The organism is Alcanivorax profundi, assembly GCF_003597125.1.
GTDB classification, from domain to species: Bacteria; Pseudomonadota; Gammaproteobacteria; order Pseudomonadales; family Alcanivoracaceae; genus Alcanivorax; species Alcanivorax profundi.
The window spans coordinates 547,150-563,148 of record NZ_QYYA01000001.1 but is presented as its reverse complement, the minus strand read 5'-3'; the positions used below and the strand labels follow the sequence as shown (position 1 = coordinate 563,148).

The window sequence follows — 15,999 nt, the reverse complement described above, 5'->3', positions numbered from 1 at the left end:
CCGTTAGCCCCTGGAGCCCGGATATGGAAACGTCCACCGCTGAGCTGCCTGCACCGAGTGTATTTTCTGCTAGCGCGGAGCATGAGCCAGACCTGCACCCGAAGGTTCGTATTGGTCAATACAGCGATGCTGGCCCCAAGCTGCAGAATCAGGATGCCCTGGCCATGCAGATTCCCGAGGGCCCCCTGCTTCGCACCAAAGGTATCGTGGCGGCCTTGGCCGATGGCCTGTCTACCGCCGGCGCCGCCCGCGAAGCCGCTGAATCCTGTGTCCTTGGTTTTATCAGTGATTACTATGCTACTCCCACCTTGTGGAGCGTCCCCCGTTCGGCCCAGCGTGTTCTCGAAGCCTTAAACCGCTGGCTTTGCCGGCAGACCCTGGCCGGCGAGAGTCACCTGTGCACCCTGTCGCTGCTGATTCTGCGTTCGCGCACCGCCCATCTTTTCCAGGTCGGTGATTCACGAATCTGGCGACTGCGCAACGACAAACTGGAATGCCTGACCCGTGACCACAGTCGCATGATCGGTGAAAACCGGCAGGTGCTGACACGAGTCATGGGGGGCGATACCCGACTGGACGTAGACTACAGCAGCAGTGATCTGCAAGTGGGTGATATCTTTCTCCTGACCACCGATGGCATTCACGGGTTTCTCAGCCGTTCGCGCATGCAGGGCATCATTCGAGGATGCGAATCCCCCGATATGATTGCCCAAACACTGGTGGAAGCCGCTCTGGCTAACGGCAGTGATGACAACCTCAGCTGTCAGGTACTACGCGTAGATGGCCTGCCGGACGCCAGCGCCGATGAAACCCTCAAGCAGCGCGGGAACTTGCCACTCCCCCCCCCGCTTAGCCCGGGCATGAAAGTCGACGGGTTCACCGTCAAACGAGAACTTTATGCCAGTGTAAGAAGCCACCTTTATCTGGTGGAAAATGAGGAAGGCAAGCGTTCCGTATTGAAAACCCCGTCAGTGAATCTGGAAGACGACCGAGATGCTCTGGAGCGGTTCGTGATGGAGGGCTGGGTCGGAAGCCGCCTGCGTAACCCACACTTGCTTCACGCCCTGCCCATGCCGGAGATGCCAAGTTGCCTTTATCAGCATTTGGAGTTTATTGATGGCGTGACTCTCAAGCAGTGGCTCAGGGAGCACCCGGATGCAGCAGTAGAGGAAAAACTGTATCTGGCTGATCAGCTGCTCAACGGTATTCGCGCACTGCACCGTGCGGATGTTATACACAGTGACTTGAAGCCCGACAACATCATGGTCGATACCTCAGGGCTGGTTCGTATCGTGGATTTCGGCAGCTGCCATTGCCGCGGCATGGAGCAGAGGGCTTCGGACATTCCACTGGGCACCCGGGACTATACAGCACCTGAACTGATCGACGGGGAGGCTCCCAGCGAGCAGAGCGACCTGTTTTCAGTGGCGGCAATCATCCATGAAATGTTGACGGGAGCCCTGCCCTGGCAAGGGCGCTATGAGAAGAGCAACCACCGTCCACTCCCAGCGCTGCAGTCCCTGAACGCCTTTGTACCGTTATGGATCAACAATGTTCTGCAAATTGGTCTGCAACGGCACCGTAACCAGCGTTTCGCCGACGCCGCAGAATTCCGTGACGCCCTGCGTCGACCCGTCCGTGCCACCAAACCCGGCAAGGATAACAGCATCAACGAGCTGCGATTATGGAAAGGGGCTTGCCTGGTGTTGGTGATGTTGTTGCTGATTAGTGTGAGCCTTAATCAGTGAACAGTTAACAGTGAATAGTGAACAGTTGCGCGAGCAACGACATTCTTTCTAAAACGCATGAGGCCGCGCCCAAGCCCTGGACGCGGCCTCATGCGTTTTAGGCCCAATTCCGGTTATTCCGCGGGTCTTCGCTGTTAACTATTCACTGTTAACTATTCCAGAGCACCCAACACAAACCCCTCCCCACCACTCTCAACCACCAACCTGCCATCCACCTCCTCTGCCCAATCCACCAACTGGTAGAATGCGCTTCGGCCGATCAGGGCGTGCAGGTTCTTGCGTACGGTAATGTAGGGTGAGGGTTCACCGGTTGCCGGGTCGGTGTCCACCCGGATCGGGTGCCCAGCACCCGCAATGACATGGCTACCCACATTAGTGGTGAACACCAGCTTGTTGTCGACCTGCTGGACTTCACCCGCCACAAAAGGCGCATCATCTACCTGGATACGGAGTTTCTCCACCGGCGTAATCAGGAAGTAATCCTCCCCTTCACGCAACAGGATGGTGGAAAACAGGGCGACCATGCGCTCACGCTCAATGGGCGATCCCTCATAATACCAGGTGCCGTCTCGGGCAATGCGCATATCAATATCGGCATGCCGTTCCGGCTTCCACGCATGTACCGGTGGCAAGCCGCTCTCGTCTTTCTCTGCCTTTTCCAACAAGGTCAGCAGGTCGTCGGGCTGGCTCATTTGGCCCCCCGTTGCCCCTTGTTCCCCATACGGATACCGATTTCGATAAGGAAATCCACGAAATCATCCTTGTCATCAATAAGACGCTGGTAAAACGGGGATTCCATCAGTGCCACCGCACCATGGGCCAGCGCCCAGGCGGAACAGATGTGGTAGATCGGGGGCACATCTTCCAGCGAACCTTCCGCCATCCGCGCTTCGACGATCTCCGTCAAGCGGGCAAAATTCGCTTCACGAATACTGTGCAGCTTTTCTACCAGCTCGGGCAGCGCGTGATCCTTGATCACCTTGTTTTCCAGGCGATCAAACAGTTGGTAACGCTTGGGATCACTGATCCGGAAACGGAAATACTCCCGGGCCAGCTTTTCCTTGTCGTCCGCACCGGAGATCTGCTTGAACACCTCTGCCAGATCCTCCTCGTAACGGAGCATCAACAGCAGATAGATCTCGTTCTTGGTTTCAAAGTGCTTGTAGATGGTGCCTTTACCGATGCCCACCCGGTCCGCAATCATTTCCACCGTGACACGGTCTTCGCCTTCCTCCAGAAACAACGCCAGAGCAGCATCAAGAATTTGCCGTTCACGCTGGCGAAACTCTTGCGCCTTGCGCGTGGCTTTTTCCAGGTCACCCATCCATTTCTCCTTGAGCACAACAGAACTTGTCACTCCTGCCGGCAATTCTAACGTATTCCTTTTTTATAAGCATACGAACGAATACCCTGCGCTGTTTACCTGCATAAGACAATCTGTCGCGTTAGCATGGTGTCAACGCCAGAACCGCTGCGCAAGCAAGGGAGCCAGGATGCCTTCATCAGTGCCAGATCACATGGAATTTCCCCAGCAGGATGACCTGCTCTATCTCAATCATGCGGCCGTTGCCCCCTGGCCGCAGCGCACCCGCGATGCGGTGTGCGCCTTTGCCGAGGCCAACTGCAGTCTGGGCGCCCGGGATTACCCGAAGTGGCTGGGAGTGGAACAACGGTTACGGCAGCGGCTTGCCTGGCTGATCGGCGAGGTCGATACCGATGAGATCGCCCTGCTGAAAAATACCTCCGAGGGCTTGTCGGTGATTGCCCAAGGGCTGGACTGGCAGGCCGGGGACCAGATTGTGATCAGTGATCAGGAGTTCCCGTCGAACCGCATTCCCTGGCAAGCCCTGGCCAATCAGGGGGTCCAGGTCGTTGAGGTCAATCTGGACGTCGACGACCCAGAGCAGGCCATTATTGAAGCGCTAACCCCCTCCACCCGGCTGGTGTCCCTGTCGGCGGTGCAATACGGCAGCGGTCTGTTGATGGACATGGCCCCCATTGGCAAGGCCTGCCGTGAGCGGGGCATTCTGTTCTGTGTGGATGCCATCCAGATCCTGGGCGCCCTGCCCTTTGACGCCCGCGCCTGCATGACCGATTTTGTGGTCGCCGATGGCCATAAATGGATGCTGGGCCCGGAAGGGCTGGCACTGTTCTACTGCCGCCGGGAAGTACAGCCGAAGTTGACCCTGCGTCAGCATGGCTGGCATATGATTGCCAACCCGGGAGACTACACCCGCAAGGACTGGAAAGTCGCCGACAACGCCAAACGCTTCGAATGCGGCAGCCCCAACATGCTGGGTGTTCATGCGCTGGAAGCCTCACTCTCGTTGCTGCAGGAAACAACCATGGACACCGTGGCAGACAGGCTGGCGGAACGTGTCCAGTACCTGATTGACGGTCTGTTGCAGCGCGGCGCCTCGCTCTTGAGCCCAGCTGCCCCCGAACGCTGCGCAGGTATCGTTACGTTCACCCTGCCCGGAGAAGATCCTGCTGCGACCTTTCAACGCCTCAAACAAGGTGGGGTGGTCTGTGCTGAACGAGGCGGCGGCGTGCGATTTTCACCACATTTCTATACGTCATATTCGGTCATCGACCGCGCTTTGGCCCTGTTGTAAGCTCCAGTGACTTTGATTGTTGGGTGGGATAGAGAATGAGTCGACAGCGCGCGGTCTACGAATGGATTTGCCGCCGTCTGCAACGGGACGAGTCCTTGGGCCACCCCAGTGCAGATCTGGAAAGCCTGCGCTCGGTAATTCGCCCCTGCGATGTGCTGCTGGTCTCTGGCCACAGCACGGTAGACCGCACCCTCAAGGTGATCGGCGATAGCCGTTACGCCCGTGCCGTACTTTACGTGGGCCGACTTCATGATGTGGCCGACCCGGCCCTTCGCGCCCTGCTCGCCGACTACACCCCCTGCGAACCGGACACCCAACTGGTAATCGATGCCCGCCTGGAACGGGGCCTGATCGTGGAACCCCTGTCAGCCCTCGAAGGGCGACAAATGCGTGTTTGTCGGGCCCAGGGGCTTAGCGACAGCGAAGCCCAAGACGTCATGCGGTATGCGATCAGCCGTATCGGGGCTGGTGGCGGGCAGTCCTGGGGCGCCCTGGGCCTGCTCGGCATGATGCCGTGGCGTTGGCTACCGCTGTTGTGGCGTACCCGCATCTACAGGCGCTGGGCCGGGGAACTGATCAAGGCACTAAGCGGCACCGTGGTCGCCGATGCCTTCAGCTTCGTCCAGTTTCCGGTCATGCCACTGGTCAAGGAAGATGGCAGCGGCGCTCGCCTGCTTCGGCTACAGCCCAGAGCCGTCACCGCGGCCGACTTCGATCACTCGCCCTACTTCGAAATCATTAAGGCTCCCTTCCAGCTGACGGAAATTCCAAAAGGGGTAGATGCGGTACCCTGGAAGGGCAATCAGGGAGCACTGGCGCCGGAACGCCAGCGTCACCTGTCACTGGTGGAACCGGCGAACGGCAACCAAAAGTAACGTGGTCAGCCATAACCAGGACACACTGCCACCACCGCCACTATCACCGCCCCCATTAGAAGCGCCTGCAGCCTGCTCACTGTCCGCCGCACGAGCCTGTGCAGGACGCGTGGAGGCAACAGTATCGCCGCCGGGATAATCACCGTTATCCGTCCAGACTTGCACTTTCATCGCGGTGTCACCCTGACCGTCCAGCAGAATTTGCCGGGACGCCAGTGATCCGGGAGCCACATCCCCAAGGCCGCATTGCACCGAAACACTGCCATAACAGCCCTCTGGTAACAGTGCGCTCCAGCCGGACGGAATGCTGAAACCGACGCGAACCCGGGAGGCCGCTACATGACTTGCCTGGTTTTTCACTTGGGCATTTACCCTCACCAGACCATCTTCTCCACGGTGCGTGGAGAGAGACAGAACAATATCCGGCTCGTCACTGAACACCACCTGAAAGGTTTCGCTGCCAAGGTTAAAATAATCGTGCGAATCACTGATCGGCCGCACCGTTACTTCTCCAGCCCAGCGCTGGTTGGAATTAAGGCTGACGCTATACTGACCGCCCTGTGCACCTGCGCTAAGAGAACTGGCACTGCGGCATTCTGTGTATTCATCACGCGAGGTACAATTAAGACCGGCAACTGACACCTGCAAACCATCGCCATGCTCAATCCGCAAGCCGACATTGCTGGCTCTGGTCTGCTGACTCACGTTATGCAATGAAGGAAACAGCGACAGACTCTGGCCAACAGGCTGGTAGGCCTCATCGGCAAGCCCCCGTGCCTCCAGATCTACCAATGCACCACTGGTCGTGCCTTCCAGCCATTCAAGATAGCTGTCTACACGAGTGTAAACAGCCGGCACGCCATTCGTCGCACAGGTTTCGTGACCATAACTGGTAATTCCCACTAGCCACATTTTGTCCCCATTGTCATAGATCAGTGGCCCGCCACTATCCCCGCGGCAACTATCCTGAACCTCCCCCCTGGGATTCATTTCCCCCGCGCAGATCTGGCGATTGCTGAGGTTACTCCACTGGCTCGCACAGTAATTGCTGCTGACATAGTCCAGCGTAACGCTCTGCAGCGTTTCTGACATGCCGTAACCACTCTGCAATGTGGAACCCCATCCCAACGCTTCCAGCGCCTCATCCGACGTGCCCTGACTCAGCGCGGACACCACAGACGGCTTGGCCAGGTCCAGAGGGGTGTACTGGCTCGCCGAAGCCAGCTTGAGCAAGGCGATATCGTTATGGAAATTGCCGGGATTGTAGTGAGGATGCACCTTCACTGCCGCAATGGCATGCACTTCCGGCGCCCGCACCGAACGATTGATTGCACCCAAGGAGACAAACAGAATGGGGGCCGCCAGGATACCGTTGTCGTTACTGACACAATGCGCCGCAGTGACAACCCATTGGGGAGCAATCAAGGTACCCCCGCATAGCGTGGCCCCCCGGGAAGAATCTCCGGAACGACTGATTTCCACTTCGGCCATCCACGGCCTGATTGTGTTTACATCCTGTCCCCCGACCACCCGGGGTTGAGCTTCCAACGCCGTAACCGTCTGACTCAGACCCATTGCCAGCAACAGAATCAACATCAAACGATACATTTCATTACCCTCAGAAAAAATTCGTAACGCGACGAATCTTAACCAAGGTTTTTAAGAAAATCGTGTGACCCAGTTCTGATATTATAATGGTGGCACAAAGGTACCAGATAGACTTGCGGCGCGACCATCATTAATGGTCACTTTATATGGTTTTTCGACGCTATTTAGCGCAAATAGCGTCATCTGGAAGTGTTTTTTACTGAAAAAAGTTAATCTAAAATCAACTGCATATTGCTGTGATTTTTACATTGTATCGCTTACTTTGTCAGACAGACCCGTCAGTCATTCTGAATCATCGTCAGTTACACGCGGTAACGCACGGCGCGCCTTGGCCCCCAGATCCATCAATTGGTTGGCCTGACGTAACAGGTTCCCCCTTCCTTGAGTGAGACGATTATGGGTGGTCTCCCAGGCAGAATGCGCCTTGTTGAGCTTGTCGCCCAGGTCGCCCAGGGACTCATCCAGCAACGAGACCTGGTCACAGATCTTGCCGGCCCGGTCGGCAATATCCAGTGCATTACGGTTCTGGTATTCATACCGCCAGATATTCTGAATCGTGCGCAGGGTAACCAGCAGTGTGGTCGGGCTCACCAACACGATATTGCGTGCGAAGGCATCGGTGTACAGGCTGGCATCCTGCTCCATGGCCACCATGAAGGCTCCCTCAATGGGGATGAACAGCAGTACGAAGTCCAGGCTGCGGATACCTTCCAGACCACTGTAGTCCTTGGCATCAAGCCCCTTGATATGGCTGCGCAGGGACGCCAGATGCTCACGCAACGCCTGCTCCCGCTCCTCGGCATCCGCGGCTGACGCCAACCGTTCGTAGGCCACCAGAGATACCTTCGCATCAATCACCACATCCTTGTCTTCCGGCAAGTGTACGATGGCATCCGGCAAGCGACGTTGACCGCTCTCATCCTTGAGGCTCACCTGGGTTTCATATTCCCGGCCCCGCGTCAGGCCTGACGACTCCAGCACCCGTTCGAGAATCATCTCGCCCCAGTTGCCCTGGGTCTTCACCTGCCCTTTCAGGGCATCGGTCAGGTTGCGGGCATCCTCGTGCATCTGTTGGTTCAGCCCCTTGAGCTGATTGAGCTGTTCCAGCAAGGTCGCCTGGGTGCGCGTCTCATCACTGTGAATCTGGTCGACCCGACGGCGAAAGTCCGTGAGTTGCTCACGAAAGGGCTTGAGCAGACCGTCCAGGCCCTGTTGTTGCTGTTCGTGAAGCTGCTTGCTGCGTTGTTCAAAAATCCGCGCGGACAGGTTTTCAAATTCCTGCTTGAGCAGCTCTCTGCTTTTCTCCGCGAACACAAGTTTTTCTTCCTGCCCGGCCAGCCGCTCTTCCAGACGGGCTTTCTCTGCAGCCAGCTGCTGAGCCCGGCTTTCACTGTCCTGCAGCCGCTTGTTGGTGATCTCTATCTGCTCTCGCAACAGGGGCACCTGAGCCAACGGCTCACGCAGCTGCTCCTTTTCCTGCTGGAATTGCAGGCTCAACTGTGACTGCCGCCGGCGCTCCAGCAACCAGACCAACAAAGCCGCTATCAGGGCTGCGACCAATGCCGATGCCAGAGCAATCATTACCGTGGTATTCATCGTTGCGCCTTGCTGAAAAGAGTAAAGAAGTTATCTGCCGTCACCCGAGCCAACTCATCCACCGGGACCCCTTTAAGCTCCGCCACACACTCCGCCACCTGAGCAACAAAACGGGGTTCGTTGGGCTTGCCACGAAACGGTACCGGCGCCAGCCACGGCGAATCGGTTTCGATCAACAGGCGCTCGATCGGTAGCGCTTTCACTGTATCCCTCAAGGACTCGGCATTACGGAAGGTGACAATGCCTGAAATAGAGACGTAGAACCCCATCTCGATGGCCTGCAGGGCCATGTCCAGGTCTTCGGTGAAACAGTGCAAGACCCCTTTCACTTCACCTTGCCCGTGCTCGCGGAGCAACGCCAGCGTGTCGTCCTTGGCCCCCCGGGTATGGATGACCAGAGGCAAGCCGGTTTCGCGTGCCGCCTCGATATGGGCAATGAAGTAGCGGCGCTGCCAGTCACGCTCTTCCTTGGCGTAAAAGTAATCGAGCCCCGTTTCCCCAATGGCCACCACTTTCGGGTGTGACGCCCGCTCGACCAGCTCTTCAGCAGAAGGCTCACGGGACTCCTTGTACAAAGGGTGCACGCCGACACTGGCAAACACATGGGGATAGCGGTCCGCCAATGCCTGCACATCAGGAAAACTTTCCAGGTCTACCCCGATGCAGAGCATATGGCTGACCCCGGCCTCTTCCGTCGCGGTCATCATGGCGGAAAAGTCACCGCCGTGGGCATCCAGATTCAGTCGATCAAGGTGACAATGGGAATCCACAAAAGTGGCAGCAGGCATGAACAGCTCCGGCACGATTAAGGCCCGGAATTGTAGCGTAGATCACCGCCATGCTTCACGCTCCAGGCCTGGATTGATCCCCCGGAAACAACAAGGCCGCGTTCCAACCCTGGACGCGGCCTGCCGTGGTTTTTCGTATTGCGTGTTGCGTTACATGGTATGGGTGGGCCGGTCGGATTCCAGCGAGCCGGCCAAATGGTTCTCAATAGTGACCCGGGCAGTGTCATCCTGATCCGAGAACTGCACCCCAATCCCGGCACTACGGTTGCCCTGAGCCCCCTTGGGAGTAATCCAGACGACCTTACCGGCCACCGGGATCTTGTCCGGCTCATCCATGATATTCAGCAACAGGAAAATCTCTTCGCCCAGCTTGTATTGCTTGTCGGTGGGAATAAACAAGCCACCATGGGTAATGAACGGCATATAGGCCGAATACAGCACCGCCTTGTCCTTGATGGAAAGCGACACAATGCCGCTGCGCCCGCCAGGCATTTTCATGGGAACCGCCTCTTTGCTCTGGTCATCCGTCTAACGCCACTCTTGCCACTCTGGGGTAAAGGGCCCGTCCGTACGACTTTATTATTAATTTTCAATCAAGATTAGTGGCCAGCCGGGGCAGCGTCAACGCCCACCAGTACCAGCAGCCATTGCTCGTAGAGCAAATCCTTGTTGGGGTTGGCCCCGGCCAGCAAGGCACGGCGACCTTCCAGCACCCGCTGGGCGGCGCGCATCAGGCGTGCCGCAGGCACCGCCGTCGCCAGGCGCTTCAGCAACGGTGCCAGCTCCGCATCCGCACTGTTATCGTCAGCCACGACGGATTTCAGGCCTCGGGCCAGCCAACCGTAAATCACCCCTGCCAATTCTACCGGGTCATGCTTTGCCAGCACTGGCGAAGCCTGCGCGGGCGACTGCCGCCCCTCTGCCACCATGACCAGCGCTTCCAACAACTTGCGGCGATCGGCAAACCAGTCAGCTTGCTCCAGCGCCAGCGCCTGCAGGGGGGCCCCTTGCGCAGCATCCAGCAACGATTCCGGCTCACTGACCTGCCCCTGCAACCACTCCAGTGCCTGGCCAGTGGCTGGCACCGCCAGCGGCCGCTGTTGGCAACGGCTGCGGATGGTAGGCAACAACAAGCTGGGTTGGTGGCTGACCAGCAGCAGCAAGGTCTGGTTACCGGGCTCTTCCAGGGTCTTCAGCAAGGCATTCTGCGCATTGCGATTAAGCGCTTCCGCTGGCTGGATGATGGCCACCCGGTAACCGCCGTATTGCGCCGTTCGGGTCGCAAAACTCACCAGCTGGCGTACCTGATCAATCTTGATGGCCTTGCTGCCGTCTTCCGGGCTGAGACGGTGGTAATCGGGGTGCGTCCCGGCGGTACTGAGTTGACAGCCCTGGCAACGCCCACAGGGCAACCCGGCAGGGTTGTCGCACAGCAGCGTCTGGGCCAGTGATTCCGCCAACCGCACCTTGCCTATGCCACGAGGGCCGCTCAATAACAGGGCATGGGGCAAGCGTCCTTGCTGATGCTGATCGAGCAGCCGCTCCATCTCTCCCTGGTGCCAGGGGCAGGGAACCTGAATCGGAGCGGTTACGGCCATGCCAGCATCTCCTCAAGCAGAGGATTGAGTTGTTCGCGCACCTGTTCCAGCGGCTGAGCCGCATCCAGCACCCGAAAGCGCCCCGGCTCGTGGCTGGCCCGTTGCAGGTAATGCATGCGAATTCGTTCGAAAAAGGCCACATCCTCCTGCTCGATACGGTCCAGGGCAGCGCGTTTGCCTGCCCGGCTCATACCCACCTCCACTGGCACATCGAACAGGATCGTCATGTCCGGACGGCTTTCGCCAATCACCAGCGTTTCCAGCTGGGCAATGGCCTCAGCATCCAGACCGCGACCTGCGCCCTGATAAGCCCAGGTAGCATCCACAAACCGGTCGCACAATACCCAGTCGCCACGCTCAAGAGCCGGGCGAATCTTTTCCGCCAGGTGTTGGGCCCTGGCAGCAAAGACCAATAGCAGCTCGGTATGTGCTGCCATGGGCTCATCCGAGGGGTTCAGCAAGACATGGCGAATGGATTCCGCCAGCGGTGTCCCACCGGGTTCGCGGGTCAACATCACCGTTTTGCCCGACGCACGCAATTGCTCGGCCAACCATTCAAGGTTGCTGCTCTTGCCGGCTCCCTCACCGCCTTCCAGGGTGATAAAGCGTCCACTCATTGTGACGCTCCCGGGGACGAGCGATAGCCTTCACGACGACGCAGCTGGTAATCACGCACCGCTTTCTGGTGCTGAGCCAGGGTTTTGGAAAAGTAGTGACTGCCATCGCCACGGGCAACAAAGTAGAGAGATTCGGTTTTCGCCGGGTGCAAGGCAGCCACAATCGCGTCCTTGCCTGGCATGGCAATGGGCGTGGGCGGCATACCCTTGATCACATAGGTGTTGTAGGGCGTCGGTCGACGAAGGTCACTGCGACGGATATTGCCCTGATAGGACTCACCCATGCCGTAGATCACCGTGGGATCCGTTTGCAGTCGCATGCCCTTGCGCAGACGGTTCACAAATACCCCAGCAATTTCGGCCCGCTCGCTGGGCACGCCGGTTTCCTTTTCCACGATGGAGGCCATCACCAGAGCGTCATAGGCCGTCTCGTAAGGCAGCCCTTCCTCTCGCTCCAGCCAGGCTTGTTCAAGTACAGCTTCCTGACGCTCCAGAGCCCGCTTGAGCACGGTCAGGTCTGAGGTACCACGGGTATAGAAATAGGTTTCCGGCGCAAACCAGCCTTCCGGATGGCGATCCGGATAACCCAACCGCGCCATCACCTCCTGATCCGATAATCCCTCAAGGGTTTGTGTCAGGGTATCTTCCGTCTCAAGACGGGCACGCAGCTCACGAAAATTCCAGCCCTCAACCAACGTCAGGCTTCGCTGCATGACTTCACCACGATCCATTTTTTCGAGCAGGGCCAGCAACGAATCGCCAGGATTCAACTGGTACTCCCCCACGTGCAAACGCGAGTCCATGCCGGTAAAGCTGCTATACAGACGGGCGCCAAGACGACGAAACTCAGCCTCCTGAGCAGCACCAAGAATCCCCTCGCCTTTCAGCTTCCAGAGCACACTGCTGAGCCCCTCACCGGGCTCAACGCCTACCACACGGGGCTCGTCAACAGGCAGAGGGCGATGGAGATAACTGCTGACCCAGGCCCCGGCCAGAGGAACAGCGACTACCAGCAGGACTACCAGTAGTCCGAAAATTCGAATTTTTTTACGCATAGCGAAATTGTAGGGCCTGTGAGAAGGAAAGCCAGCAAGATTGTATTGGCTGACTGAAAGGCGCACCACGGGAGTTATTGATGGAAAAGTTGTTCCGCCTGCGCCTGTAATGCGGCCAGCTCGGCCGTCACCGGCCAGTGCCACTGCGCCAGTTTACGCACCGGCAGCACGCCGACAACACTGTTGCACAAAAACAACGCTTCAGCGTGACGGAGCTGTGACAGCGGCCGCAGATCAGAGCAGACTTGCATGCCCTGGGCGACCAGTTTTTCCTGGAGCACATCCCGCATGACCCCGGCGACCCCCGCACCGGCCCTCGCCAGATCCGGTGTCCACCAGTGATCCTCAAAACGGACAAACAGATTCATGCTGGTGGCTTCCAGCGGTTGCTGACGCGGGGATAACAACAAGCCTTCATCCCACCCGTACCGGGCGACCTCCCGGCGCGCCTGCACCTGGGGCAGGCGGTTAAGGTGCTTGTAGCCTGCCAGCAGATCAGGATGAAGAACCGTCTGGCACACGCCAAGCTCAATGCCCTGCTCTCGCTGGACCCGGGACCACTGCGGAAGGTCACCGTGTTGCACAAAGAGGGTCGGGGTAACGCGCGATGGCGGCAGGTAACCCCGCCCACCCACACCGCGAGTGACCGTCATCTTGACCACCCCCTGGCGCCCTGCCAGCGCTCCGATCGCGGACGCCAGGGCGCCCTGTAGACAGCTCGGGGCCGGGGCCGGAATGCCCAGGGCCTGCAAACCCGCCTGCAGGCGGGCCAGATGGCGAGGCCATAACGGGGCCTCACCGGCCGCCGTTATGCGCAGGGTTTCGAAAACCCCATCGCCATAGGCAAGGCCACGATCACGCGGGTCCAGGCGCATTACACCTTCTTGAACAGCAGGGTGCCGTTGGTGCCACCAAAACCGAAGGAATTGGACATGGCATAGTCGATGTTGCGCTGCTGCGCTTCATTGGCGACCAGGTTGAGATCGCAGCCTTCGTCCGGATTCTGCAGGTTGATGGTAGGCGGTGCCACAGAGTCGCGCATCGCCAAAATGGAGAAGATCGCCTCAATGGCACCAGCGGCGCCCAGCAGGTGGCCGACCATGGATTTGGTAGAACTTACCGCCAGCTTATAGGCATGATCTCCGAACAGGGTCTTGATGGCCGCCACTTCAGCCAGATCGCCCATCTGCGTGGAAGTGCCGTGGGCATTGATATAATCCACCTGATCAGGGCTGATACCGGCATTGCGAAGCGCATTACGCATGGCCTGCATGGCACCCGCGCCCCCTTCAGCTGGCGCGGTGATGTGGTAGGCATCATCGCTCATGCCATACCCCACCAGCTCAGCATAAATGGTCGCTCCACGGGCCTTGGCGTGCTCATATTCCTCCAGCACAACAGCACCCGCGCCATCCGCGAGCACAAAGCCATCACGGTCCTTGTCCCAGGGACGGCTAGCGGCTTGTGGATCATCGTTACGGGTAGACAGCGCCCGAGCCGCTGCAAAACCTCCAAGCCCCAAAGGAGTTGAGCCTTTCTCCGCCCCACCGGCCACCATCACGTCGGCCTGGTTCAGCTGAATTTGCTGGGCAGCAAATCCGATATTGTGGGTACCAGTCGTACAGGCTGTCACGGTGGCAAAGTTCGGACCTTTCATGCCGTACATGATGGCCAGATTACCCGCAATCATGTTGATGATGGTTCCTGGCACGAAGAACGGTGTCAGCTTGCGAGGGCCACTATTGAGCATTTTGATATGGTTTTCTTCGATGTTGGTCAGGCCGCCAATGCCTGAGCCGAAGGCCGCACCTACCCGTTCAGCATCTTCCTTTTCCATATCCAGCCCGGCATCACGTACCGCCTGAATCGCCGCGACCAACCCATACTGGATAAAAACATCCATCTTGCGGGCATCTTTTGCCGGGAGGTAATCAGTAATATCAAATTCCGGCACCAGCCCAGCGAAACGGGTAGAAAACGGCTCCGTATCAAAATGCTCAATGGGTCGGATCCCGCTTTTTCCTGCCTTGATACCATCCCAGGTAGAAGCCACATCCGTGCCCAGTGGGGTCAGCATGCCAAGCCCAGTGATTACAACTCGCCGTGTTGTCACCCGAATTCCTCCAGTTCTTCAAATTTGGAGCATTAAACGCTGCCATTGCGACAAGATTACTACAATCGTCGCTTTGGCAGGCCGCCATTATGTAAGCGGTTATCTCCTTAATGCGCCGGCAGCTTTGGCTACCGAAAGACGCGCACAAAAAAACCGCAAGCTCACTGAACCTGCGGTTTTTTTGTCGTGCTCAGCAACTGAATATCAGCTGTGGGCTTTGATGTAGTCGACTGCGGACTGAACGGTGCTGATTTTCTCAGCTTCTTCATCCGGAATCTCGGTCTCGAATTCTTCTTCGAGAGCCATAACCAGCTCAACGGTGTCCAGGGAGTCGGCACCCAGATCTTCAACGAAGGACGCTTCTGGCTTTACGTCTTCCGGCTTAACACCCAGTTGTTCTACGATGATTTTGTTTACGCGTTCTTCGATGCTGCTCATGATCCTTTAACTCTCCTGATTGATGGTGTGCTAGCACCTGTCAGCGGCTATTCTAGGTGAACGCAGTTTGCGCTTGCAAGCGAACAGGCCCGGTGCATTTCCTTCAAGTTTTTCCAAATATTTTTTTCTGTAAAAACAGTCAATTAGACCGCTTACACAGAAACACTTGCGTGCCCCACTTCGGGGCCCAGAGTCTTAACCGGTAAACATGCCGCCATTGACATGCACGGTAGTACCGGTCACATACCCACCGCCATCGCTGGCCAACCAGGCTACAGCGCTGGCAATTTCTTCCGGCTGTCCAAGGCGTCCCAGCGGGATGCCGGACAGCAGGGATTCTTTCTGCGCGTCTGCCAGGCCATCGGTCATATCCGTCTGGATAAAGCCTGGCGCCACGGAATTTACCGTGATGTTACGGGAACCCAGCTCACGGGCCAATGCACGGGTAAACCCTTCTACCCCGCCCTTGGCAGCCGCATAGTTTGCCTGACCGGCATTCCCCATGGTGCCAACCACGGAACTGATATTGATGATCCGCCCCCAGCGCGCCTTGGTCATGCCTTTCAGGCATGCCTTGCTGACACGGTAGAGGGAATTCAGGTTGGTATTGATCACATCTTCCCACTCATCATCCTTCATGCGAAGCATGATGTTGTCACGTGTGATGCCAGCATTGTTCACCAGTACCAGCGGCGCGCCGAATTCCTCGGTGATGGCTTTCAGCGTGCTCTCAACGGACGCTTTATCGGCCACGTTCAACACCTTGCCAGCACCGTTTGCACCCAGCGCCTCACCGATTGCCGTGGCGCCACCTTCAGAGGTCGCCGTGCCTACCACAAAGAAACCATCGGCAATCAGCTGGTTGGCAATAGCACGGCCAATGCCACGGCTGGCACCGGTGACCAGGGCCACTTTCTTGTCTGTCATCCTTTATCCCCTTGTTCTGAA

The 15,999-nt window shown here is 57.9% G+C and carries 16 protein-coding genes; 3 read left to right on the top strand and 13 right to left on the bottom strand.

The genetic code is table 11. The features are described from left to right. Nucleotides 1–23 precede the first annotated feature (23 nt). Nucleotides 24–1,748: a bifunctional protein-serine/threonine kinase/phosphatase gene (locus tag D4A39_RS02665; protein ID WP_119917447.1), complete on the top strand. Its 1,725-nt coding sequence runs from the start codon at nt 24–26 to the stop codon at nt 1,746–1,748. A gap of 152 nt (nt 1,749–1,900) precedes the next feature. On the opposite strand, the gene D4A39_RS02660 is transcribed toward D4A39_RS02665, so the two are convergent. Both D4A39_RS02660 and D4A39_RS02655 read right to left on the bottom strand, forming a co-directional pair. Continuing rightward, complete coding sequence (locus D4A39_RS02660) at nt 1,901–2,440, bottom strand: DUF1285 domain-containing protein (RefSeq protein WP_022984185.1); 540 nt, start codon at nt 2,438–2,440, stop codon at nt 1,901–1,903. Further along, nucleotides 2,437–3,072: a TetR/AcrR family transcriptional regulator gene (locus D4A39_RS02655; RefSeq protein WP_022984184.1), complete on the bottom strand. Its 636-nt coding sequence runs from the start codon at nt 3,070–3,072 to the stop codon at nt 2,437–2,439. The genes D4A39_RS02660 and D4A39_RS02655 overlap by 4 nt, the downstream gene beginning before the upstream one ends. Before the next feature lie 169 nt (nt 3,073–3,241). On the opposite strand from D4A39_RS02655, the gene D4A39_RS02650 reads away from it, so the two are divergent. Then, a complete protein-coding gene (locus D4A39_RS02650; protein ID WP_119917446.1) occupies nt 3,242–4,363 on the top strand; it encodes an aminotransferase class V-fold PLP-dependent enzyme in 1,122 nt (373 codons plus the stop codon). 35 nt (nt 4,364–4,398) lie between these two features. Beyond that, complete coding sequence (locus D4A39_RS02645) at nt 4,399–5,238, top strand: hypothetical protein (protein WP_022984182.1); 840 nt, start codon at nt 4,399–4,401, stop codon at nt 5,236–5,238. Here D4A39_RS02645 and D4A39_RS02640 read toward each other — a convergent pair. The 11 genes from D4A39_RS02640 to fabG all read right to left on the bottom strand — a co-directional run bounded on the left by D4A39_RS02640 (nt 5,203) and on the right by fabG (nt 15,978). Then, complete coding sequence (locus tag D4A39_RS02640; RefSeq protein ID WP_022984181.1) at nt 5,203–6,846, bottom strand: S1 family peptidase; 1,644 nt, start codon at nt 6,844–6,846, stop codon at nt 5,203–5,205. The two genes, D4A39_RS02645 and D4A39_RS02640, sit on opposite strands and share 36 nt — an antisense overlap. Nucleotides 6,847–7,128: 282 nt before the next feature. After that, nucleotides 7,129–8,442: a DNA recombination protein RmuC gene (locus tag D4A39_RS02635; protein WP_022984180.1), complete on the bottom strand. Its 1,314-nt coding sequence runs from the start codon at nt 8,440–8,442 to the stop codon at nt 7,129–7,131. Continuing rightward, entirely contained in the window at nt 8,439–9,230 is a 792-nt protein-coding gene (locus D4A39_RS02630) for a TatD family hydrolase (RefSeq protein ID WP_119917445.1), read from the bottom strand. The genes D4A39_RS02635 and D4A39_RS02630 overlap by 4 nt, the downstream gene beginning before the upstream one ends. 150 nt (nt 9,231–9,380) lie before the next feature. Continuing rightward, nucleotides 9,381–9,728 (bottom strand): PilZ domain-containing protein, encoded by a 348-nt coding sequence (locus D4A39_RS02625; RefSeq protein WP_022984178.1) that lies wholly within the window; start codon nt 9,726–9,728, stop codon nt 9,381–9,383. Between the two features lie 101 nt (nt 9,729–9,829). After that, nucleotides 9,830–10,828: a DNA polymerase III subunit delta' gene (locus tag D4A39_RS02620; RefSeq protein ID WP_022984177.1), complete on the bottom strand. Its 999-nt coding sequence runs from the start codon at nt 10,826–10,828 to the stop codon at nt 9,830–9,832. Then, nucleotides 10,819–11,445 carry a dTMP kinase gene (gene tmk, locus D4A39_RS02615; protein ID WP_119917444.1) on the bottom strand — a complete coding sequence of 209 codons (627 nt, stop codon included), beginning with the start codon at nt 11,443–11,445 and terminating at the stop codon, nt 10,819–10,821. Before tmk ends, D4A39_RS02620 begins: the two co-directional genes overlap by 10 nt. Beyond that, entirely contained in the window at nt 11,442–12,500 is a 1,059-nt protein-coding gene (gene mltG, locus D4A39_RS02610; RefSeq protein WP_119917443.1) for an endolytic transglycosylase MltG, read from the bottom strand. The genes tmk and mltG overlap by 4 nt, the downstream gene beginning before the upstream one ends. A gap of 74 nt (nt 12,501–12,574) precedes the next feature. Beyond that, on the bottom strand, nt 12,575–13,375 hold the full coding sequence (gene pabC, locus D4A39_RS02605; RefSeq protein ID WP_119917442.1) for an aminodeoxychorismate lyase: 801 nt from the start codon (nt 13,373–13,375) through the stop codon (nt 12,575–12,577). Further along, nucleotides 13,375–14,613 (bottom strand): beta-ketoacyl-ACP synthase II, encoded by a 1,239-nt coding sequence (gene fabF, locus D4A39_RS02600; RefSeq protein ID WP_031225924.1) that lies wholly within the window; start codon nt 14,611–14,613, stop codon nt 13,375–13,377. The genes pabC and fabF overlap by 1 nt, the downstream gene beginning before the upstream one ends. A gap of 204 nt (nt 14,614–14,817) precedes the next feature. Next, nucleotides 14,818–15,051, bottom strand: coding sequence for an acyl carrier protein (gene acpP, locus D4A39_RS02595; protein WP_022984172.1), 234 nt, complete (start codon nt 15,049–15,051; stop codon nt 14,818–14,820). Between the two features lie 195 nt (nt 15,052–15,246). After that, nucleotides 15,247–15,978 (bottom strand): 3-oxoacyl-ACP reductase FabG, encoded by a 732-nt coding sequence (gene fabG / locus D4A39_RS02590; protein ID WP_102791692.1) that lies wholly within the window; start codon nt 15,976–15,978, stop codon nt 15,247–15,249. Between the last annotated feature and the right edge of the window lie 21 nt (nt 15,979–15,999).